Raw genomic sequence first — 21,809 nt, forward strand, 5'->3', positions numbered from 1 at the left:
CACGAATATAGGGGTGCAATGTACGGACGAGAATATGTCCAACCTCACGTTCAGCTGGCGCTCAGTCCAACTTCAGCCATTGAAGCTCTTCGCAGAACGTGGTCCGTGCCCCAAGTCGGGCTTGAACCGACGACCCACGGATTATGAGTCCGCTGCTCTGACCGACTGAGCTATTGGGGCTCTGAAAGTGTAACGCGAACTCTCACCTTCAGCGCAACACGAGCCTTGCTCAGTGGCTAATAAACGTTACTTCAGAACGACAACGACATCCGGGTCGCCGGTCTGCGTCTGTTGCACGCGGCTGATTCCAAGGACCTTCGCGACCTCTTCCGCAGTGGCCTTGAGGTTTGGATCCTCGTAGTAAACGGTCGTTACTTCGGTATCCCAACCGCGCGCGTTCGCTGCAGTGGCACCGTCAAAGCCTGCGGAGGAAAGCGCGGAAACCTTCTGCGCTGCCAGTCCCTGTGTTCCGGTTCCGTTCAGAACTGAAATCTTCGCGGAGTGACGCACTGGAATCGACGGCGAAGGAGAAGGAGTCTCACTGGTCGACGGGGCCGCGGAAGGAGTCTGAGTGGCCTCGGTAGTCGCAGAGGCGGCGGGGGCCTGGGTCGTTGCAGCGGTCGTGGAGACGCTTGTGGTCGGCTTCTGCTGAGCGCCGCCCGAAGTCAGGATGTGGCTGATCCCCCACGCGGCAGCGGGAACGATCACCAGCACTGCAAGGAAAGGCCATACGCTCTTCCATCGCGAGGGCTGCTGAAGGTGCATGCCCTGGGGCATGTCTTCGCCGGCGCGGTCAAATTCGTCCTTTGGATACTGTGAAGTCACGGCTTCAGAGTAGCGAAATACCCCCGCTCCCGCATAGTCCCTGCCCGCGTGCCTTAGATTTCCCTGAACGCCTCCCATTGTCGAGGCCGTGGCTGGGCACGCCTGAGGTTACAGTAGGTGCGTGGAATCTTTGGACACCGTTATCGATCCCTCTTGGGCACGCGCGCTGGCACCGGTTGAGGGAAAAATCCATGAATTGGGAGCTCAGTTGCGCCGCGAGATCGAGGCCGGACACGGCTATCTTCCCGCCGGTAGCGATGTCTTGAGAGCCTTTACCTATCCTCTTGACCAGGTGAAGGTCCTCATTGTCGGGCAGGACCCCTACCCCACTCCCGGCCACGCCATTGGGCTGAGTTTCTCAGTCGCACCGGGGATTCCTTTCCCGGCCTCGCTGCGCAATATTTTCAAGGAGCTCACCACCGATGTTGGCATTCCCATGCCAACCAGCGGCGATCTGCGACCGTGGTCTCGTCAGGGAGTATGCCTACTCAACAGAGTACTGACAGTCAGGCCCGGACAAGCCGGTTCCCATCGAAAGATGGGGTGGGAGGAAGTTACCTCCTGCGCAATTGATGCTTTGGTGAACCGGAGGGATGCATCCGGGAACCCGCTACCCCTGGTCGCAATTTTGTGGGGACGCGACGCGCAATCTCTGCGCGAGCAATTGGGATCCACGCCAGTCATCGAGTCGGCACACCCCTCTCCCCTGTCAGCGCGCCGCGGCTTCTTCGGCTCGAGGCCCTTCTCTCGTGCGAATACTCTCCTTGAGAAGCAGGGAGCAACGCCGGTGGACTGGAGATTGCCGTAGGCCTCGGCGTCAGGGATACGTACAACAAACAGGGGTGCGCTCGCGCATAGTGACGCGAACGCACCCCCATATTTTGGCTGCGAAGCTGACTACTTCAGGAAATCAAAGCGCTGGGCCGAACTTCCATTGTCCTGATAGAGGTGAACCGTTGTTTCGTTCTGACTACGCCCGCCTTCAAGATCGAGGACCAGCATGGGTGAGAGTGCCGAAACAAGAACCTTATGGCCGCCTCGCTCTTGGATGACCCACTTTTGAGCTGCGGAGGAGTTCGAGGGCTGCTGATTGACCCGAGCCGGCCAATTCTTCCACGCCGCGAAGACATCCAAGACTTTCCCAGAAGCCACGTTGGTCAAGGTCACGTAGCCCTTGTCGTCGTGACTGATACGCCACTTCTGTGCCGCACTTCCGTTGGACTGGTAAGACCAGACGCGAGCTCCCGCGTCCCGAGATGCCCATTGGACCTCGACACGATTATTCGGGGCCACAACCGGACGGATCTGATACTCACCATCAGGAACCAAGTTGCGGTTCTCCTTCGCCCACTGGTCCAGGATCTCTTGGGGACCTTGAACCGGGTTCAGACGCCACTGCTGAGAGGTTGTTCCATTGGCCAGGTAGCCATCAATAGCCATACCATTACGCGCTTGTCCCCAGCGAAGATTGACAACCAGACCGGTCCCGACGTTGCGGAGCATATACGCCCCTCCCGTCACCGAGAAGATTGCCCACTTCTGGTTCGCATTTGACATGTCCGTGTCCCACAGCTGGAGCTCGGTACCGGGAATCGGAGTGCCATCAGTGGAATCCAAGGACTTATTCGACCAGGTATTCACCAATCGGTAGAAGCCATCAGATTCACGGCTAATTTTCCAGATCTGATTATCGGTCTTGCTTGAGCCCCACAGCTGAAGCCGAGCTCCGTTGTTCATCGCGAAGTCTTTCAGATCGATCGCCTTCGTGGGATCAACGACGCTTGCCAGTTCGTAGTAACCGGGGGTGATATCTGCCTGCCCCGCGGAGGAAACCTTGGGCTGAGTCGGAATGAATGAAAATGCCTGAGCATCAGAGCCATTTGCATTCCACAGGCCAACATTTGCTCCCGCTGAGGCATTGGCTGCCGCAATATCCAGAACAATTGCGGGATCCAAAGCGGAGACGATCTTCACTCGGCCCTGATCGTCCGAAGTGATGCGCCACTTCTGCGCGCGCGTGCCATTCGAACTCCACTGATCAACGTTTGTCCCAGGACGCGAGGAACCCCATTGGGCATCAAGCACCTTACCCGAGGCCACATTGGTGATGGTCGCAAGTCCTTGCGAATCATAAGAAACACGCCACTTCTGGGCATCGCTTCGATTAGCGTCCCACAGCTGGACATTCGCACCATCATCGCGGCTAGCACCGGGAACATCCAGAACCAGGTGATCCGCGAGCGCTGACTTAATGAAGTACTCCCCCGGCTCTACCGAGGACTTTTCACCAATCGCATCTTGACTGCGGACCTTCTCGAAACGATCCCCCTGTTTCTTGTAGTAGACGATGACCGAATCAGTGGCATCCCACAGCGCGTGTGTATAACCTTCGCGCGCGGCGATCTCATCAGAGAACTCCACCTGGTAGCAGCTGTGTCCACCCGGGCACAAGCGCTTCAGCTGGTCCCAGGCCCGATCGATCGGGACAATCCAGAAGTCAAGGTCACGGTAGGGCGAATCGGCCTTCGCCATAGCTTCACCCTTGGTGTAGTTAAACACGCCCTTCGAGCGCCCGGGCTGGGTCGACTCAAAAGTTGAGGACTGATAACCGGCAATATCAATTCCCGGGTTAAAGAACAGAATCAATTCCGCCGCAATGGAGGCATCGACATCTTCCATTCCTAGGCGCTTGAGTTGTTCTTGCTTGGGAATTGACATTTCCGTGGGCGTCGCTGGGTGCCCCTTGTAGTAGTAGGCGTAACGATCCCCGTAGTAGCTCTTCGTAAAGCGGGCGTAGTCCTCGAAGCCCTGCTCATTGGGATGAATCGTTCCAAGAAGCAGAAGGACATCCTTGCCCTCATGTTCCGCGGCACTGAAGTACCCATCGTTGAAGTTATAGAGAGCCTTAAACTGCTCCGTCGCTTCCTTCGAGGGCTTGATATTCGCACTCAGCAGTTGAGAGATATTAATTCCGCGAACCTTAGGGGACTTTTGAACCTGGGTCGCGAAGGCATTCCCATCTCCAGAAGTACTCAGAAGCTTCGGGCGAGCCAGCCACCAGTGCGCATTCGGCTCAGAATCAACCAGTGCCCACAAATAGTCAACAGTACTCCCCTGATCGGATGCCTTCGTATCAGCACGCCCATTGGCATAGGCGTGTTCCTTCATTTCTTTCCACTCACGGACCAAGCGACCATGCGTCCCCTTGGGATTTGATCCCTGATAGAGATCAGCAAACTTCACATAGGAATACGCGCCATCAGTGATGAGATTGATCGTGTAGTGATCTTGAGGAATCCGGTTCGCGTAGATGACCTTCTGGACCATATTGGGGAACATATCAACCGAGTAAAGATGGAATGCTGAAGAAGGATCCAACTCACGCAGGTCGCGCACATAGTCGGCAACGATATCGATGCAATTACGGAACTGCTGCGAGGCCTCGTCAAAGCCACCGGGCTGGAACGCGTTCTCACGCTCGGTCAGGTAAGGAAGCGCGTAGACTCCATACTCTGGACCTGCTGGACCGGGCAAGGCGCCCCAGTCGTAGGCGTTGGGACGCTCAAACATCGCGATCACGGGACCCGTTTTACGAACCGAGTTTTCTCCCCACAGGTTCAGCGAGAACATCGCGACGGGAAGTGTCGCACTGACCGGTGCAATATTGTAGCTATCCGCAGTTACGCCAACTGTCTGCTTCGGGAATCGTCGAACAAGCGAACCGTTTTTCTCGGTCGAAAGTTCGACAGTGAATTTTCCGAAGGTTCCAAAGTCGAGAAAGTAGTTTCCCTCCTGCACCTGCGCAAGGGGAATCTTCTTGTCGATCTCGCGAGTGACTTTTCCGCGGTAGTTCATCGTCGCCTGAACGTGAACAGTATCGATTGTGTCTGCGATATCGGCTGCGGCGTCATCGCCGAGGCGCACTCGCACCTGGGTGGTGTTCCTTTGCGGCTCAAGAAGGATTTCCGAGGCGGCAGTTGAGCGAGCGACGCGCCTGCTTTGGGTGGAAGGCGCAGTGCCTTCTTCTTGTGAGGGTGAAGCACTGACTTCAGGAGTGGCAGCCGACGAGGCTTCAGAGGGAACTGAAGGCGTCTGCGTCGCATGTGGTGCCGTTGGTGTTGCCTCAGTGGAGGGAGCCGTAGGAGCGGCCTGTGCAGGAAGTACGGAGGTTCCAACTCCAAGCGCGGTTGACAACAGTGTTGAAATGAAAATGCGTCGGAGGGTGCGCTGGCGCATCGAAGGATATACACGGTGCATGAGAAGTAAACCCATCTGTCGTGAAAAGCTCAGGCGCGAATTGGGGGGGGCGCACCTTTGCGTAGGCTGGATGGACAGTTGTGAGTTTACCGAGCGAGCGGAGTATTTGTTGCTGCGACAACCTAAATTTATGAGATTTAAAAATGTTTTGAAAGCTTGAAAACACAGGAAAACAGGGGTCGGTTTCCCGGATAAAAAATGGATACCTCGCTATCCAATCGGTACACCAGTAGCGCCCTGCATAGTGTGTAACCGTGTGGCGGTCGGCTGTGATCACCTCGATCACGTCAGGGCAGGCGTCTTCACGGGAGCTGTCCTGGCCGAACAATACGATGACACCACTCCACAGGACTTAACCGCGCACGCGGATAGGCTATTCGAGCGGTAAATACTTCCGCATGCGGCACGCGTGGACGAGGGGGCCAACGCAGTGAGCAGCGAAACCGAGCAAGTCCACGACCTCAAGGAGGTGACGATGCGGCGTATGTTTAGCGAGTACTTCATCTACATTGCTGTCCAGTCAATCCTGTTGATCTGTGGTGACACGGTGTACGTGCACGCCTACTCTGAGATGCAGCACCTTTTGGTCGGTAGCACCAAGGAAGAACCATCCCAAAGAACGAAACCCTGGTGAGTACTCGATATCGAAAACCGTGACCTAGTGGAGGAAGTCATTGCGATCAGCCTGCCACTGACGCCTGTGCGGGTGAAAGAGAATGCCAACGGACCAAAACAACCTACTGCTGGTAAAATCTTGGGATGAAAAATTGGATTGGCTAGGAAAGGAGGCAGATATGTCTTCATTGAATATCTATTGTGACGAAAGCACTCATCTGCCTAACGACCAGAAGCCTTTTATGGTTTTAGGTGCGATTACCTGTCCAACTGAGCGTTCACGGGAAGTGGCAGTTCAACTTCGTAAGATAAGAGCCAAACACCACATTCCAAGTGAATTTGAGATCAAATGGACTAAAGTTTCTCCTGCGAAAGTAGATTTCTACCTAGATGTTATTGACTATTTTTTCGATGACGACGACCTCAATTTTAGGGCGGTAATTGCGTCAAAACAGAATCTTGATCATGGTCGTTTTAACCAGACTCATGATGACTGGTATTACAAGATGATGTTTTATCTTCTCCGCAACGTCCTTCCCCCACAAGAACAGGCGTTCATATACCTAGACAAAAAGGATACGAACGGTAAGCAGAAGATTGACAAACTTCGAACCGTCATAGCGAACGCTGAGTATGACTTTGATCGACGTAACATTCGACGCTTGCAGATCGTAGAGTCCCACCATGTCGGATTGCTTCAGCTGGCTGATCTGATCATTGGTGCAATTAACTATGCGAACCGTGGCGAGGTTGGAAACCCTGCAAAAATGAGGCTTATTGAAAGGATTCGGGAGCGTTCTGGTTTAAGCCTGACTTGCACGACCCTTCTTTCTGAAATGAAGATGAACCTCTTTCACTGGAAGGCACAGGAATGACATCTTGCCCGCCTTTCCCTATTGAATCTGAATACGATCCAAATTCATCTTCTTGCGACGAATACATAGACCACATTTATCAAATCTTTTTGAAAGACTTAATCAAAAGCCCCCTATGTTGGAAAAACAAAAATACTCACGTAAGTCTTCGTAGAAACCCCGAGGTTGATGGCCGACATCGAGTGTTTTGGCATGTCATTTCTGGAGGCAGCAATACTGAAGAAAACCGCCAAATTGATTTCGAACGATGCCGAAGGATCCGCTGGATCCGCATTATAATCGAATTGTTCAACAACGACTTCCCAGCCGAAACTGACATCTGCTGGTGGATCGACCAAAAGCGTGCGCACCGTGACCGCTATGTCATTACGAGGTCAGAATTTGACTACATTGTCGTTATTGAAGAGTGCAATGGCTATGCTCTCCTCGTCACGGCCTACTATGTAGAATACGAACACCGAAGGCGAAAGCTGAGGCGTGAGCACGACGAATACTGGCGAAAGCAAGAGCCGCTCACTTAGTGAACGGCTCCAGATACTCCTTCAACACCTGGTTGATGAGCTACCTATAGTCTAGCAGGAGAACCGAATCGGTAGCTAATTGAATGGTTGCGTCTCACATCTTCATTTAGCAGTAACTCGGTAACCGTCCACATCCCAACGGCACTCCAGATGCTCATCGCGGCGCCTCCCACATGGCCGTCGTAACTTGCTCAACCGTCACTGAATTCTTGGGGACTTCGATGATGAGCTCGTTGTGAACATGCATGCCTGCCGGCCACCCCTTTGGCCTCCACAGCGTGAATGGCATGGGCCAACAAATCCCGCGCGGTTGCCCGGGCGACGTTTTCCACTGGTTTCGGTCCACGGGTCTCAATCGAATCCCAACGTTTAGCAGCGCTCTACCCTTGACAGCTAATGACTTGCACCCAAACCTGCCGATAGGCGATCTTAAGACCGTATACCTTGTGCCATCCACATGCTGTGGAGGTAAGTCGCTACGATTCCTCAATTCGTCGATAATCGATGCCTCCCCACCCAAATAGTCGACCACATACTATAACTCAGGCGATATTTTATTTTTCTTGCCGTTACAGGCCTCCACCAAGACGGATGTAAATCCCATTCCTGTTGCGACATCCCACGCATTTCGGATATTTCCAAGAGGAATCCATACTCGATGAAAATCATCGGTCGATAAATTTATCTCAGTGAGTCTCAACAGAACGCGGGTTACGGATCATCCTGACTGCATTCTTTACAGCTAGGAGATTTACACCGACAAAGGGATGGGAATCGAGACTTGAGGACTAGGCTCCGGCGCACCAGCTGACGTGATATCAATATCTTTCAATCGCATGTTGATTGCATAATCACGCTTCAGGCATCGCAAACCTTTCGGAGCATCACTCAATGCTCTGACCAAACTTTCATACTGTTGAAGATCGGGGGTCGCACTTCTTAGTAAGAAAATCTGCAGGACATTCTTCAAACCTCTCTTTAACTCTCCCACGTATTAAGTACTGCCTTCCGCAAATCCAACAATTGATTGCGAGATGCAGATACGATGACCGAATTCATTATTTCCTTAATTCTTTCGGAGACCTCACTGCTTCTACTCCGGCTTTTGCGATGGATCAGAGTTACAGCTCGCCATGTATATCCATATAATTCCGACGAGACTTTGCGCGCTAAACACACCTACCGGAATGAGCGGAGAAATGATCTCGCGATAGATTCCTTGAATAATGAAGAGTAAACTTGAATCTACATAAGCAACCGCTAAGCAAATGAGTGGGACTAAACCTGCTCGTTGAACCTGATACCAGGACGACTCCGACTCTGATGCCGCCTTCGCCCTGATTCCCGCCCACATATTCGGAGGCAACTTGTCAGTTCGCATCGCTCGCGCTAGACCAGCCAAGCAGGATGCGGCAACAAACGTTAAGAGTCTAGACCAAATGAGATGAGTCCATCCATCTCTCTCCTGTCAACTAGGCGCACCTTAGCGTAGGCTGGATGGACAGTTGTGAGCTTACCGAGCTGACGGAGTATTTATTGCTTCGACAACCTAAATCTATGAGATTCAAAAATGTTTTAAAAGCTTGAAAACACAGGGAAAACCAGAAGTCGGGATTCCGGATAAAAATGGAGCCACCTGTCGGACTCGAACCGACGACCGTCCGCTTACAAGGCGGGTGCTCTACCAACTGAGCTAAGGTGGCAACCCACATAGTGTGCCATGACTGAGGGCGCAAAGACGAATTAAAAATCGCAATGTGGCTCACACGCTACTGTTAGGCCCTCAAAACAGGCTGCACATCACGGCAAAAACGCTACGCTCCAGCAGCCCCCACAGCTACAAAGAAAGGGCGCGCACGCGACCACGTCACGCACGCGCCCTCACACTTCGAGTTCCAAAGCGCAATTACCCTAGGGGATCACATTGCCCCTTACTTCGAAGCGGATGCCGTTCCCGCGGTAGCAAGCTGCTGCTGAATTACCGGGTACACACCATCAACCGTGGTCACGCCAAACTTCGAGAAGTCCAGAGCAGTCTTGTCATTGATGACAAACTCGGGAGTACCCAAGGAATTGGGACTGCGCCCCTCGTAGGTGGCATTTGCCCACGCCTGAGTGGTCTTAGTCAGGTATTCATCAACACCATTCTCGGGGAAGGAATTCACCACATCCTCGGGAATTCCAACCTGCGAGGCAATGGTCTTGACCTGCTTAGCTGACTTCGACAGGTCCTGAACAACTGAGCCGTTACCCGAGGTGTAGGCCTCGTTGAAGTAGGCAAGAAGTGCATTATGGAACTTGCCCCAGGTCTGTGCATCAACCTTTTGCGCTGCAATCAAAGAAGCGGTGGTTGCGGCGTACTGATAAGGCGCCTTCACCGTATTGACTGGCTGGTACTTGATATTGAATTTGCCATCGAGAGCATCTTGAGTGGCCTGTTCACCGAAGGCAACGTCATAGGCTGCGCAGACGTGGCAGGAGTAATCAAAGTATTCCGTCAGCGTCGGAAGGGACTCGTCGACCTTGCCAATACCCAGGTGAGAAACCACAATCGGCGCGCCGTCCCCGTAGGTACCGATAGCAGCGGTCGCAGCTTGGCTGTCCTGAGCCTTCTTGTGGTTCGACTGAATGATCACCGCAGCGATCGCGCCAATGATCACAACAAGAATCAGTACGACCAGTCCGATGATGATGTTTCGGGTTCGACGATCCGCACGTGCCTGTTGCTCACGCAGTTGCTGAGCTTTCTCACGCACTTCCTGCGAGCGAGACGGCTTTGCCATTATCTGGGCCTTTCTGTTGATGTGCATCCAAGCCTAGCGAGCATTACCCACCGACGCACACTACCAACGCTGATGCTACGCGTTTCATTCCTCAGGGCCACTGACGCAAGCATCCACCACAGAGGGTATGCGTTCACTCGGTCAGAAATTCCCCGCGAGAATAACACCGATAGCAAGTACACCAATCAGCCCAAGAATGACCTGCATCCACACTCGCGGCGCGCAGACCCGTACCGCTACGCTCAGGCCAGTGCGAAGCGGCCGCCCCGTTGGCATTACCCACATTCCCCACAGGGAAATCGTTGTCAGCACCCACGTCAGCAGAACCCAGGATGGATTCATTGCTAGCCAGGAATCAGACTGAATGGGTGTTTGTCCTGTTAGGACCAGAGGGAACCACGAAATGCCAGGATTACCCAACCTAGTTGCAAAAAAGCCCGAGTAAATTGACCAGCCAATCTCTGCGTAGAAATCACACGAGAAGAGAACCCACTGACCCCACGCCAAAGCCGTTCCTGGGAAAAGGCCAATTGCCGTCGACAGTATTGCTCCCAGTCCCGTAAAGGGAAGCATTCCCAGAGCTGCCCAGTTGTCACTGGAACGAACCTCTTGATGGCGGATCCGGCGGTTTTCTCGCCATCTGTACGCACCGCCCAGCACCGCGAAAATAGCAGTGATCACGCCGACAAAGATAAGCCCGCCCATCCCCATATATATAGGTGCAAGAGCAAGCGCAGCCAGCGCGATAAGTCCAATGAAATTCGCAGTTTTCAGGTGCTGCCACTCGTAATGACGCTGTTCCGTCACGAACTCGACATTCGGAGGAATTGCCGCCTGACGGTATCCGTCCTCTGCGGGAAGATAGCTTGTTCCCATTGACGAGGCCGTTGGAGCAACGGGAGGCAAATAAGCAGTTTCCCCTCCCCCGCCTCTGCCTTCCCAGCCTCGAGGCTCAGTAGCGGTCTGGGGATAAACCTGCGTGGCCTCGGGATCAACATAGGAGGGATCCTCAGCAAAACCGCTCTCCATTACGCGAGTTGCATCCGCGTCTGCGGGCTCAAGGAGCGAAGTATGCTCTTGGTCAGCGACAAAGCGCTCTTCGTCTTCATCGCCCTCACTCAAGCCGGCCACCACAGTGGGAGCCTGTGAGGAAGTTGCAGGTGCAAGAAGACGGGCCCAATTGAGGCCTTCCCACGCCATAGAGCCGCCATAGACCGCCATGTCGCTCAGGCGGAACCTACCCCACTGCGCGAGCTCTCGAACAACCTGATCCGGGCTTGGACGCACATGAGCGTCTGGATGCAGAGCCATGCGTATGAGCGAAGCAACTCGCGGATCAAGTCCTCGCGTATCAGGTTCACCTTTAAGGACTCGGTCCAAAATCCCTTCTGTGGCGCCTTCTCCGTAGGGTGGGCGCCCGGTGAGCGCAGTCAGCAGAGTTGCCGTCCAGCCCCACCAGTCCGTAGCCGCCGAGGCGCGCCCTCCCCTGAGCAATTCGGGTGCGGTATAGCCCGCGGTACCGGAAACGAGGCCGGTTTGGGTGAGTCGAGCCTCGTCCTGTCCCATCGCGATACCGAAGTCAATGAGTACGGGACCGCGGGGTGAACAAATGACATTGGAGGCTTTGACGTCGCGATGAATAATCCGGCGCGCATGAACATCTTCAAGGGTTTGAGCAAGAGCGCCGCCGATCGCGGCTACACCACCGATGTTCAATGCCCCTCTGGCAAGAAGTTCGGACAGAGTCGGGCCGGGAATGTATTCACTAACGACGAAGGGTTGGGTGGCATCGATCTCAATATCTAAGATGTGCGCAACCCCTCCACCGCGGATCGAGTTAACCGTCCGAGCTTCACGTAAGAGGCGCTCACGATAGCCCTCATCGGCAGCCAAGGCGGGGTGAAGAATTTTTAACGCAACACGCTCTCCGGCCTCGTCACAGGCAAGCCACACGGTGGCAGCGCCTCCCGCGCCCAGGCGCTTGAGAAGGCGGTACCCACCAATCATGTCTTGCTCACGCATCACCCCAAGCCTAGCGAATGGTTGACGATTTTCAGGCCTCAAGTGCGCTGTCGATAACAAATAGGGCTGGAATTTGTTCGACAAGCGGTGCTATGGTGAGCGAGTGCGAACTTCACATCTGATGTGGGGCAAGCGCGGCGGCAGTGAAGACGCTGTCGTCTGGTCTCTACAAAGGATCGTCCGGCACGTACCGCCGGTGGAGGTTCAATATGGCAACTGTAACTTTCGACAAGGCGACCCGCATCTATCCCGGGTCTGACAAGCCAGCAGTCGATCAGCTCGATCTTAAGATCGAGGATGGCGAATTCCTGGTTCTCGTCGGTCCTTCCGGTTGTGGCAAGTCCACGTCCCTGCGAATGCTCGCAGGTCTTGAAGACGTGAACTCCGGCCGCATCTTCATTGGCGATAAGGACGTCACCGACGTACAGCCGAAGAACCGCGACATCGCAATGGTCTTCCAGAACTACGCTCTGTACCCGCACATGACTGTTCGCGAGAACATGGGCTTCGCACTGAAGATTGCAGGCACCCCCAAGGCTGAGATTGCTCAGCGCGTTGAGGAAGCAGCACGCATCCTCGACCTGGAGCCCTACTTGGATCGTAAGCCGAAGGCACTTTCCGGTGGTCAGCGTCAGCGTGTGGCAATGGGCCGCGCAATCGTCCGTAAGCCTCAGGTCTTCCTCATGGATGAGCCTCTGTCCAACTTGGACGCCAAGCTGCGTGTCCAGACCCGTACCCAGATTGCTTCGCTGCAGCGCGAGCTGGGCGTCACCACTGTGTACGTGACCCACGACCAGACCGAAGCTCTGACCATGGGTGACCGCATTGCGGTTCTGAACAACGGCCTGCTCCAGCAGGTTGGAACTCCCCGGGAAATGTACGAGCACCCGGCCAACGAATTCGTTGCAGGCTTCATCGGCTCCCCCGCCATGAACCTGGGCAAGTTCAAGGTCGAGGGCAACGTTGCAAAGCTCGGCACCGCAGAGGTGCCGCTGTCGCAGGCAACCTTGGATGCCATGGTTCCCGAAGACGAAGGCAAGATCACAATCGGCTTCCGTCCCGAGGGCCTCGAGGTTGTTTCTGAGGACACCGAGAACACCATTCCGATCGAAGTTGAATTCGTTGAGGAACTGGGTTCGGACGCCTACATCTACGGTCACCTTGCAGGCGCAGACTCCGGCCACGGCCTGGGTTCGGGCACCGAAGGAAAGGGCGAGCAGCTGATCGTCCGCGTTCCTCCGCGTACCGCTCCGAAGCCCGGCGGCGTGATCCACACTCGCATCAAGGCTGGACAGCAGCACAACTTCTCTGCATCCACGGGCGATCGTCTGCCTGAGTGATCAAAGGTTTCTGATCACTAAAACGGCTCATGCGGGGCCCGCAACCACACGGTTGCGGGCCCCGTGCCCTATCGTGCAATGAATGAGACAATAGAGCCATGCCCATTCCCTCAACGCTTGAGATCACGGCAGCAACGGTTGATCCTGCACTGCTGGATTTGCCTTGGGATCTTCCCCTTGAAGACTGGCCTACGGAAATCCTTGCCGCACTTCCCCGCGGCATTTCACGCCACGTCGTTCGCTTCGTCAATCTTTCCGACAGGGTGATCGCAGTCAAAGAGATCGGGGAAAGCGTCGCGTACAAAGAGTACGAACTCCTTCGCGACCTCTCACGAATGGGAGCCCCCTCGGTGATCCCCACAGCGGTCGTCAGCGGCCGACGGGATGCCTTTGGCGAGGAGCTCGCAGCCGTATTGGTGACTGAACACCTACAGTTCTCCCTTCCCTACCGTGCAGTCTTCTCGCAGCATATGTCCCCCGACACCGCGGGACGCTTGATTGATGCTTTGGCCGTCCTTCTTGTTCGCCTCCATCTTCTGGGCTTCTATTGGGGCGATGTTTCACTGTCAAACACCTTGTTCAGGCGCGATGCCGGATCATTTTCTGCCTACCTCGTCGACGCAGAAACAGGCGAGATTCACCCTTCACTCACCGAAGGGCAACGCTTGTACGACGTCGATCTTGCACGCACCAACATCATCGGTGAGCTCATGGACTTGCAGGCCGGCTCTTTCTTCCCCAGCGAAGAAGACCCCATCGCAGTCGGCGACCGTATTCGTTCACGCTACCTCGAGCTCTGGAACGAACTCACGGGCCCTGAAGTCATCGAAACCAACCAAAAATGGCGTGTTGCTCAGCGCATCCGCCGCCTCAATGACCTGGGCTTTGAGGTCGGAGAACTTCAGATGTCCTCGGATCTTGATGGCACTCACATGATCATCACTCCGAAGGTCGTCGACGCTGGACATCATCATCGAAAGCTCATGCGCTTGACCGGTATGGATGTCGGCGAAAATCAGGCACAGCGAATGCTCAACGACATCGAGACCTACCGTGCGATGACTGGGAAGAACAAGATCCCCCTGGAAATCGTTGCGCACGAATGGATGAACGAAGTCTTCGAACCCGTCATCAGCGCTGTTCCCGCAGAATTTGCTGCAAAGCTTGAACCCGCACAGATTTTCCACGAATTCCTTGAGCACCGCTGGTATTTGGCCGAAGAAGCCGGGCGCGATATCCCTCAAGATGAGGCAATTGAGTCTTACGTGAAGAGCATTCTTCCGACCAAACGTGACGAAGCGATGCTACTGGATCCGGCGCTGATGACCCAACCTGACGAAGGCGTGGCCTCGGAGATGGAAACGCTCACTGAAGAAGAGGGTTTCAGCCGCCAAGAAGAGCGCGCGGGAATTGACGGAATGCATGGGAAAGCTGATGAGACCGAAGAGAATCCCGGTCGCCCAAAGATGCAATTCGTCCCGGGGATTGGATTAATTCCCGTCGACGATTACTTCTAGACCCAACTGAGATGGCTACCGGCACCTGTTGTGAAGAAATGAAGGATACACAATGAGCGAATTCCCAAAGATCATTGCCCATCGCGGCGCATCGACTCTTGCACCCGAGAATACGATCGCGGCCTTCGCCAAGGCCTCGGAAATTGGCGCGCGCTGGTGTGAATGCGATGTGGGCGTCATGGCTGATGGGACACTGCTGGTGATCCACGATGACACGGTCGACCGCACAACGAATTCTTCAGGTTCTTGGGAGTCCTGGGGCTACGGGGAACTACGCCGACTTGATGCGGGTGCATGGTTTTCTCCGACCTACCGTTTTGAGCGCATTCCTGAGCTGGCCGATGTGGTGTCTTTTGCGAATGCGACGCAGACATCCTTCAATATTGAGCTGAAGCCGCGAGCCGAGGGAAAACGCCGCGATACATTGGTTGAAAACCTTCAGGTCGCACTGCAGTCCTTCAAAAATAAGGGCGGCCTGCTGATTTCTTCCTTTGACCACGAGCTGCTCGGCGCTGTCCGCCGGGCAATGCCCGAGCTGGCGCTGGCGTGGCTGTGCCGTCGCGATGAAGTCACTGCTGGTTCCTGGCGTCAGGCTGCCGATCTTGGATGCAGCGCCATCCATCCCGCTTGGGAAGGGCTGACCGAGGCCGAGGTGAACGAGATGCTCAGCGCGGGCTTCGAAGTGAATGCCTGGACCGTCAATTCCCTTGAGGATGCGCGCACGGCCGCACAATGGGGCGTCAACGGGATCTTTACCGACCGCGTACAAGATTTTCCCGCCGAGGCCCTGGCTCGCGCTTAAGAGTGCTGAATCACCCACGCCCACATGGCGATTGCCGCGGCGTGGCCCACGTTCATCGAGCGAGTCGAACCCCGCTGCGTGATGTGAAGGATCTCGCTGCACTGCGCGCGCATTTCTTCACTCAACCCACTGGATTCTTCCCCGAATATCAGGCATGCCTGAGCGGGAAGCTGGTGACCTTCCAGCGGAATTGAGCCTGGCACATTGTCAATGCCGACCAGCGATAATCCCCGCTGACGCACCGAATCAGCGAATTCCGTGACATCAGCGTGGTGGACAACATCCAAGTATCGGTCCGTGACCATCGCGCCACGCCGATTCCATCGGCGTCTTCCAACAATATGTACGCGGCTGACTCCCAGAGCATTCGCGCTACGAACGATTGAGCCGATATTGAAGTCGTGGCCCAGATTTTCAATGGCAATCTCAAAGGGCAGTGCGTGGGCAGCGATGTCGGCGATGATCGCCTCCATTTTCCAATAGCGGTAGCGGTCCTCGACATTTCGCCGATCACCATCGGCAAGGAGCTGAGGATCATAGACATCATCGTTCGGCCAGTTTTCGGGGCCGCCAGGCCAGGGGCCAACGCCCACTTCTGGCTGAGAATTTGTGTCCATCATCGCCTTCTTCCTACCGAATGAACCCACAAACAGATACATTAGATGCATGACGAATTCACTTTCCACCGCACTGTCGGATATGCCCCCAATTAGCGCATGGCTGTCAGATATGGACGGCGTTCTTGTAAAAGAGAATCGCGCTCTTCCCGGTGCTCAAGACTTCATCTCGGCGTTGGAAGAAAATGGGATCCCTTTCCTGGTTCTCACAAACAATTCGATCTTCACAAACCGTGACCTTTCTGCTCGGCTTGCGAACTCGGGCCTGAAGGTCCCCGAGGAACACATTTGGACCTCTGCCAATGCGACTGCCGCGTTCCTTTCCCAGCAATCCCCCAACTCCACGGCGTATGTCATCGGCGAGGCGGGGCTGACGACGGCCCTCCACACCGCGGGCTACGTGATGACCGACCAGGACCCCGAATACGTCGTTCTTGGAGAGACCCGCTTCTATGACTTTTACGCACTCACCACTGCAATCCGCCTGATCGAACGCGGCGCAAAGTTTATTGCAACCAACCCGGATGTTTCGGGCCCTTCCGATGAAGGAACCCTACCCGCAGCGGGCTCCATCGCAGCAATGATCCAGGCAGCGACCGGCAAGGCTCCCTATTTCGTCGGTAAGCCAAACCCCGTCATGATTCGCGCCGGCCTCAACAAGATCGGTGCCCACTCCGAACAAGCTGCAATGGTTGGCGACCGCATGGATACGGATGTCCGCGCAGGTGTCGAGGCCGGCATGAGGACCTTCTTGGTGCTCTCGGGTTCGACGCACTCTGATGACGTGGCAAACTTCCCCTACCGCCCCTTCCGTATCTACAACGGAATTGGTGACCTGATCCGTTACGTCCAGCCCGCATCCAACTGAATGGGAACAATGATCACTCACGATCCTCAGCTCCTTGCCCTACGCAGCCTCACTGCACCGATACTGGATACCGAAGAACCACTTGCGCACCTCAATGAGATTTCCTTGAGCGCTCAAGGTGCGGCTGTTTGCGGTCACGTCCTCATTGATCTTCTCGAGGAAAATGACCTCGCAATCGGTGACTACGAATTGGTGATCGCACCCGAAGGTGACGGCGCACTTGCTGCCGCGATGATTCACGCAGCGGGAGGGCGAGGGCTGGATCTGGATGCCGCACTTCTACGTCCGACTCAGGCGACAGCCTCGGACGCGTCTTTCACCGGCGCACCCATCCACGGGCGTCCGGCGGTCCTTCTAGCAAACTCTTCTTTGGCGGACACCGGCGCACTTCGCGAAGCTGTAGAAGCTGCGGGCGCCACGGTGGTCGGAATTGTTTCCCTTCTCCCCGACCCTTTGACGCGGGATTTCGCAGGCAAAGCCGGACTCACCTACTGCGCCCCATCACTTGCTGATTGATCATCAAAATGGTCATCACCACGTGATGTATGACATATAATTATGCGTACTCATTCCGTGAAGACAACGAGGTCTGCCCATGGTACGCCGCAACCGCAGTACTGCATCTGTATCTATTAACCCACGCTCCGCGCAGAACATGTCGACCCGACCGGCCGACTTTACTGCGACCAAGCAACGCCTGAGTCCCTTCAAGGTGTTTGGAGCTGTGGGCGCGCTGATATCGATCATCACCTGCCTGCTCATCCAGCTGCCCGGCCTCGATGCCTCGGGAACCCGAATGTTTGGGATCTTCTTAGCGGCAATTCTCCTGTGGGTCACCGAGGCTGTCCCACTTGCGGGTACCGCGGTCCTGGTGATTTTCCTCGAGGTCCTCTTCATCTCTGACCATGCCCTTTTGAGCATCCCCGAGAAAGCCCCCGCCTACACAAAGTTCTTCGGAGCTCTGGCAAATCCCGTCATCATCCTCTTCTTGGGCGGATTCATGGTTGCCGATGGAGCTGCGAAGTACAAGGTCGACCGTGCACTCTCCGCAGTGCTGCTGAAACCATTCATTGGCAAGCCGCGACTGACCGTCATGGGCGTCATGCTCATTACCGCAATCATGAGCATGTTCATGTCAAACACCGCAACGACGGCGACCATGTTCGCTGTCATGATGCCGGTCATCATGGCGCTCCCCGAAGGTAAAGCGCGAACTGGCATCGCCTTATCGATCCCGGTTGCTGCGAATGTTGGTGGCATGGGAACACCTGTCGGCACTCCCCCTAACGCCATCGCCCTGGGCGCCCTGGAGAACGCGGGCATCAAGGTCACCTTCTTCCAATGGATGCTGGCAGCTGTCCCGCTCATGCTGGTTCTGCTGGCACTGTCATGGGCATTCATCGCGTGGCGCTACATTCCGTCCAATGCAAAGTTTGACATTGACACCTCTGCGCGATTCGAGAAGTCAAAGAGCGCCATCATTTTCTACGCAGTCGCGGGAGTAACGATTCTCCTGTGGATGACAGAATCCCTCCACCACATCTCCTCCAATATCGTTGGCTTCCTTCCCGTCGTCATTCTGCTCATGACAAAGGTGATGAGCGGTGATGACCTTCGTGCATTGGATTGGCCTGTTCTGTGGCTCGTTGCCGGAGGCATCGCGCTTGGTTCCGGCGTTAGCGCGACCGGCTTGGACAAATGGATGCTCGGTTCAATCAAGTGGGCCTCAATCCCCGGCGCACTGCTGATTCTGGTTCTGGCGCTGGTCGGCTGGGTCACCTCAAACGTCATCTCGCACTCGGCCTCGGCGAACCTGCTGGTCCCCATGGGTATGGGCCTTGCAGCCACGGTATCGACGGGTGCCGCAGAGATCGCCATGGTCATTGCCCTCGGCTGCTCGCTGGGCATGTGCCTACCGATTTCGACCCCTCCGAACGCAATCGCCTACTCGACAGGAACCACCCCGACAAAGGAAATGGCCATTGTCGGTGTCATCGTCGGCGTCATCGGCATCATCCTCCTGTCCTTCGTCGCGCCTTTGACCTGGGGTGCGATCGGGGTGATGTAGGTGTCCTTTCCCCCAGCCGAGGCCTCTTCCGCGAGCGCACCTGGGCTTGCCCACGGGTGGACGCAAGGCCCTGCGCAAGGAGATGCTCAGGTTCTTGAACGAACCGATGTCCGCAGCGGTGGGCACCGGGCGGGCTATCACATTCATGTCCTCGTCGTTGGAGATAATTCCCGCCAAATTGCCGGTCCTCTCACGCGTGATCTCACGCAGTCTTTCCCAAACCTCTGCTTCGACCGAATCAAGGATCTCAATGATCTAGGCGTCTTCCTCGAGGACCTCGGGGACGATGACCACGTGGTCTTGGGAGTTGCAACCAGCGAGGTCCCCAACGTCGATGCCCTGATTGAATCCGCACGTGCGTCCTCGCTCATGGCGTCGACTCAGTGGATGCTGGTGACCGACCAGGAAATTCATACTGATCTCGCGATATGTACTGAATCTGGGCACTTAGCCTCGGTCGTGCGCTCCCCGTGGACAGTCCCCTTGCTATCCGGCCAAGCGTATTCAAGCATGCGCCGCTACCTCGAGGAATGCGGATACTGCGGAGGAGAGATCCTCGCTCTCATCCAGGGTGCGCCTTCTTTCGCGGTTCAGGGACCAATCCTCGAAGGCCTCGACCTCAATGAAGCTCAGGTTGTCCACGAATTGCTTGAAGGTGTCGAGAGGGTCCTGGGGCCTCGGCCTCGGATCATTCTTCCGCGGGGAACTCACCTGCTGACGCAGGGCCACAGAGTCGAAGCAGTTCACTTGGTCCTTGAGGGGACAGTTTCGCTCCACCGCGATTCGCGCCACGGCGAGGTCCTCGCCCACCTTGCGACCTCGGGCCCGCTCATTGGTCTTATTTCGCTTGCGCGAGGCGAGAGTGCCTTTTTCACCGCGCTGACGACAAGCGAAGCAACAGTGGTGCGTCTAACCACCGAACAGCTTCAGATCGCTTTGACGGAAGATCAATCAATTTCAACGGTTTTAACTGCCTTGGCAATTCGTTCACTGACGCGACGTCTCATGCGAGCCGAGGACCTTCATGTTGAAAATGCGATGTTGGCTGAAGACTTGGAGCGCCAAAAAGAAGAACTGGCGGCGACCTTGGAGGACCTGCGTGCAACGCGCGCAAAGCTTGTCGAAGGCGCTCGTTTTGCCATGCTCGGCGAACTCAGCGCTGGAATTGCCCACGAACTCAATAACCCCGTCACCGCCCTTTTGAGGGCGGCCGGGCATCTTCGCGAAGATACCAAGGATGTAGTCAGTTCACCCGAACCGGAGGCATGTCTCAAGGCGCTCAATTCTGCGATGGACCTTCCACCCCTTTCAACCGCTCGCGAAAGGGAATTACAAAAGGAGTTCTTGCCAATCCTTCACGATCGCAGCGTTATTCGGCAGCTGATCCGCGCAGGGCTGAGCGACCGCGAGCAGGCGCAAAAGCTCGCAGATGATCCCAAGCAGCTGCTTGCCTTCCAGGCAGGAGCTCGATTAGGAAGCTCCCTTCGATCAGTCCTGGCATCTGGCGAGCGCATCATCGCACTCACGCAGTCATTAAAGGGCTATGCGCGCCCTGATGCCGATGAGCGCAAAGAGGTCGATGTTCGGCGCGGGATCGATGATGTGCTGCGATTAACCTCGCATCGGGTTCACGGGATCGATGTCGTGTGCGAATACGAGGATGTGGAACCGGTCCTCGCCCACCCCAGCAAATTGCAGCAGGTCTGGACCAATCTCATTGTGAACGCGGCTGAAGCAATCGAAGATGAGGCCGCAGACCTCAAGGCGTGCACGGAGGTCAGCCCGGCCTCGGGAATTCACCTTCCCGCGCGCGGCCATGACGAAGCGCGAATTACCATCCGGGTAGCAATGGATGGAGATCGAGTCGAGGTCCAGATCTGCGATAACGGCCCCGGTATTGCACCCGAAGTTTTGGACCGTATTATGGAACCACATTTCACCACGAAGGCTGGCCGCGTGCGCTTCGGCTTGGGAATGGGCATGTCCATCGTCCACTCGATCATTGCTGATTTGGATGGGCGACTACTCATTGACTCTCACCCGGGATCCACTACGATGCGGATCCTTATTCCAGCACACCATGTTCACGAGGAGGAATCATGACGCTGACCATTTTGTCCCTCGAAGACGAGGCCGAGGTTCGTCAGGCGCTAGAACGTGACCTTGAGGAATTCGACGGTCGCGTCCGTTTGGAATTGGCAGAAGACGCCTCCGATGCGTGGAGCGTTGTCGACGAAATCGAGTCGGATGGGGATGAGCTTGCGCTGGTCCTCTCCGATCATCGTCTACCGGGAAAGTCGGGTGTCGATTTCCTTGTTGAGCTGACTGCAGACCCACGGTTTAGTTCAACTCGCACGGTGTTGGTCACAGGACAGGCCGATCAAAGCGACACCATCAAGGCACTGAATCAGGCCGGTTTGGATTACTACGTTGCCAAGCCTTGGGATCCACACACGCTTCGAAACGTTGTCCGCGAGCAGCTGACGGACTATGTGCTTGAGACCGGAATCGACCCTCTTCCCTACATGCCCGTACTCGATGGAGTCCGAATCATGGAGTCAATTCGGTAGCAAAATACACTGAAGTGCCCCGGTTGGAGATGTGAACTGCGCCCCGAAACTTGGACGCGTTTAATGGTAGCCGTTATGCGGCTTCCCGTAGGGCCTGATCCCGGTATTCTGCCGGGGTCAGGCCCTTGA

At 55.6% G+C, this 21,809-nt stretch carries 17 protein-coding genes and 2 tRNA genes; 11 read left to right on the forward strand and 8 right to left on the reverse strand.

Features of this window, described 5'->3' with window-relative positions; all coding sequences use genetic code 11:
- Positions 1 to 106: 106 nt before the first annotated feature.
- Together KHW85_RS01800 and KHW85_RS01805 are read right to left on the reverse strand one after the other, a co-directional pair.
- Positions 107 to 180: transfer RNA gene (locus KHW85_RS01800), tRNA-Ile, on the reverse strand.
- A 66-nt stretch (positions 181 to 246) separates the two neighbouring features.
- Positions 247 to 825 (reverse strand): LytR C-terminal domain-containing protein, encoded by a 579-nt coding sequence (locus KHW85_RS01805; RefSeq protein ID WP_291458538.1) that lies wholly within the window; start codon positions 823 to 825, stop codon positions 247 to 249.
- Between the two features lie 121 nt (positions 826 to 946).
- On the opposite strand from KHW85_RS01805, the gene KHW85_RS01810 reads away from it, so the two are divergent.
- Positions 947 to 1,633 (forward strand): uracil-DNA glycosylase, encoded by a 687-nt coding sequence (locus KHW85_RS01810; RefSeq protein ID WP_009408763.1) that lies wholly within the window; start codon positions 947 to 949, stop codon positions 1,631 to 1,633.
- Between the two features lie 89 nt (positions 1,634 to 1,722).
- On the opposite strand, the gene KHW85_RS01815 is transcribed toward KHW85_RS01810, so the two are convergent.
- A complete protein-coding gene (locus KHW85_RS01815) occupies positions 1,723 to 5,082 on the reverse strand; it encodes an RICIN domain-containing protein (RefSeq protein ID WP_291458540.1) in 3,360 nt (1,119 codons plus the stop codon).
- 430 nt (positions 5,083 to 5,512) lie between these two features.
- Here KHW85_RS01815 and KHW85_RS01820 point away from each other — a divergent pair, with 430 nt between their 5' ends.
- Both KHW85_RS01820 and KHW85_RS01825 read left to right on the forward strand, forming a co-directional pair.
- Positions 5,513 to 5,716, forward strand: coding sequence for a hypothetical protein (locus KHW85_RS01820; RefSeq protein ID WP_178706773.1), 204 nt, complete (start codon positions 5,513 to 5,515; stop codon positions 5,714 to 5,716).
- Positions 5,717 to 5,876: 160 nt separating this feature from the next.
- The gene (locus KHW85_RS01825) at positions 5,877 to 6,572 is read left to right on the forward strand and encodes a DUF3800 domain-containing protein (protein WP_178706776.1); all 696 of its coding nucleotides are present in this window, start codon (positions 5,877 to 5,879) and stop codon (positions 6,570 to 6,572) included.
- 113 nt (positions 6,573 to 6,685) lie between these two features.
- Here KHW85_RS01825 and KHW85_RS01830 read toward each other — a convergent pair whose 3' ends face one another.
- The 4 genes from KHW85_RS01830 to KHW85_RS01845 all read right to left on the reverse strand — a co-directional run bounded on the left by KHW85_RS01830 (position 6,686) and on the right by KHW85_RS01845 (position 11,898).
- Positions 6,686 to 6,922: a hypothetical protein gene (locus KHW85_RS01830; protein ID WP_178706779.1), complete on the reverse strand. Its 237-nt coding sequence runs from the start codon at positions 6,920 to 6,922 to the stop codon at positions 6,686 to 6,688.
- Between the two features lie 1,798 nt (positions 6,923 to 8,720).
- Positions 8,721 to 8,796, reverse strand: a tRNA-Thr gene (locus KHW85_RS01835).
- Between the two features lie 228 nt (positions 8,797 to 9,024).
- Positions 9,025 to 9,876, reverse strand: a complete 852-nt coding sequence (locus KHW85_RS01840; RefSeq protein WP_291458543.1) for a thioredoxin domain-containing protein — start codon at positions 9,874 to 9,876, stop codon at positions 9,025 to 9,027.
- Positions 9,877 to 10,017: 141 nt separating this feature from the next.
- Positions 10,018 to 11,898 carry a serine/threonine-protein kinase gene (locus KHW85_RS01845; protein WP_291458544.1) on the reverse strand — a complete coding sequence of 627 codons (1,881 nt, stop codon included), beginning with the start codon at positions 11,896 to 11,898 and terminating at the stop codon, positions 10,018 to 10,020.
- Positions 11,899 to 12,107: 209 nt separating this feature from the next.
- On the opposite strand from KHW85_RS01845, the gene ugpC reads away from it, so the two are divergent.
- From ugpC to KHW85_RS01860, 3 genes are all read left to right on the forward strand, one after another.
- Entirely contained in the window at positions 12,108 to 13,238 is a 1,131-nt protein-coding gene (gene ugpC / locus KHW85_RS01850; protein ID WP_291458546.1) for a sn-glycerol-3-phosphate ABC transporter ATP-binding protein UgpC, read from the forward strand.
- 98 nt (positions 13,239 to 13,336) lie between these two features.
- On the forward strand, positions 13,337 to 14,755 hold the full coding sequence (locus KHW85_RS01855; RefSeq protein WP_291458548.1) for a DUF4032 domain-containing protein: 1,419 nt from the start codon (positions 13,337 to 13,339) through the stop codon (positions 14,753 to 14,755).
- Between the two features lie 52 nt (positions 14,756 to 14,807).
- A complete protein-coding gene (locus KHW85_RS01860) occupies positions 14,808 to 15,557 on the forward strand; it encodes a glycerophosphodiester phosphodiesterase family protein (protein WP_291458550.1) in 750 nt (249 codons plus the stop codon).
- Here KHW85_RS01860 and KHW85_RS01865 read toward each other — a convergent pair.
- Positions 15,554 to 16,177, reverse strand: coding sequence for an RNA methyltransferase (locus tag KHW85_RS01865; protein ID WP_291458551.1), 624 nt, complete (start codon positions 16,175 to 16,177; stop codon positions 15,554 to 15,556). The genes KHW85_RS01860 and KHW85_RS01865 overlap by 4 nt on opposite strands.
- A gap of 46 nt (positions 16,178 to 16,223) precedes the next feature.
- Here KHW85_RS01865 and KHW85_RS01870 point away from each other — a divergent pair, with 46 nt between their 5' ends.
- The 5 genes from KHW85_RS01870 (at position 16,224) to KHW85_RS01890 (ending at position 21,680) form a co-directional block, all read left to right on the forward strand.
- Entirely contained in the window at positions 16,224 to 17,042 is an 819-nt protein-coding gene (locus KHW85_RS01870) for an HAD-IIA family hydrolase (RefSeq protein ID WP_048713861.1), read from the forward strand.
- Between the two features lie 9 nt (positions 17,043 to 17,051).
- Positions 17,052 to 17,558 carry a hypothetical protein gene (locus KHW85_RS01875; RefSeq protein ID WP_291458553.1) on the forward strand — a complete coding sequence of 169 codons (507 nt, stop codon included), beginning with the start codon at positions 17,052 to 17,054 and terminating at the stop codon, positions 17,556 to 17,558.
- Positions 17,559 to 17,697: 139 nt separating this feature from the next.
- Positions 17,698 to 19,110 (forward strand): DASS family sodium-coupled anion symporter, encoded by a 1,413-nt coding sequence (locus KHW85_RS01880; RefSeq protein ID WP_291458554.1) that lies wholly within the window; start codon positions 17,698 to 17,700, stop codon positions 19,108 to 19,110.
- A complete protein-coding gene (locus KHW85_RS01885) occupies positions 19,111 to 21,213 on the forward strand; it encodes an ATP-binding protein (RefSeq protein WP_291458555.1) in 2,103 nt (700 codons plus the stop codon).
- Positions 21,210 to 21,680 carry a response regulator gene (locus KHW85_RS01890; protein WP_291458556.1) on the forward strand — a complete coding sequence of 157 codons (471 nt, stop codon included), beginning with the start codon at positions 21,210 to 21,212 and terminating at the stop codon, positions 21,678 to 21,680. Before KHW85_RS01885 ends, KHW85_RS01890 begins: the two co-directional genes overlap by 4 nt.
- Positions 21,681 to 21,809: the final 129 nt, after the last annotated feature.

Source organism: Actinomyces sp. oral taxon 181 (assembly GCF_018370895.1).
Classification (GTDB): Bacteria; Actinomycetota; Actinomycetes; order Actinomycetales; family Actinomycetaceae; genus Pauljensenia.

Bases quoted from the DNA above. Each gene is read 5' to 3' on its own strand.
- KHW85_RS01815 (WP_291458540.1), bottom strand. From the start codon at position 5,082: ATGCACCGTGTATATCCTTCGATGCGCCAGCGCACCCTCCGACGCATT.
- KHW85_RS01825 (WP_178706776.1), top strand. From the start codon at position 5,877: ATGTCTTCATTGAATATCTATTGTGACGAAAGCACTCATCTGCCTAAC.
- KHW85_RS01840 (WP_291458543.1), bottom strand. From the start codon at position 9,876: ATGGCAAAGCCGTCTCGCTCGCAGGAAGTGCGTGAGAAAGCTCAGCAA.
- KHW85_RS01845 (WP_291458544.1), bottom strand. From the start codon at position 11,898: ATGCGTGAGCAAGACATGATTGGTGGGTACCGCCTTCTCAAGCGCCTG.
- ugpC (WP_291458546.1), top strand. From the start codon at position 12,108: ATGGCAACTGTAACTTTCGACAAGGCGACCCGCATCTATCCCGGGTCT.
- KHW85_RS01855 (WP_291458548.1), top strand. From the start codon at position 13,337: ATGCCCATTCCCTCAACGCTTGAGATCACGGCAGCAACGGTTGATCCT.
- KHW85_RS01860 (WP_291458550.1), top strand. From the start codon at position 14,808: ATGAGCGAATTCCCAAAGATCATTGCCCATCGCGGCGCATCGACTCTT.
- KHW85_RS01865 (WP_291458551.1), bottom strand. From the start codon at position 16,177: ATGATGGACACAAATTCTCAGCCAGAAGTGGGCGTTGGCCCCTGGCCT.
- KHW85_RS01870 (WP_048713861.1), top strand. From the start codon at position 16,224: ATGACGAATTCACTTTCCACCGCACTGTCGGATATGCCCCCAATTAGC.
- KHW85_RS01875 (WP_291458553.1), top strand. From the start codon at position 17,052: ATGATCACTCACGATCCTCAGCTCCTTGCCCTACGCAGCCTCACTGCA.
- KHW85_RS01880 (WP_291458554.1), top strand. From the start codon at position 17,698: ATGTCGACCCGACCGGCCGACTTTACTGCGACCAAGCAACGCCTGAGT.
- KHW85_RS01890 (WP_291458556.1), top strand. From the start codon at position 21,210: ATGACGCTGACCATTTTGTCCCTCGAAGACGAGGCCGAGGTTCGTCAG.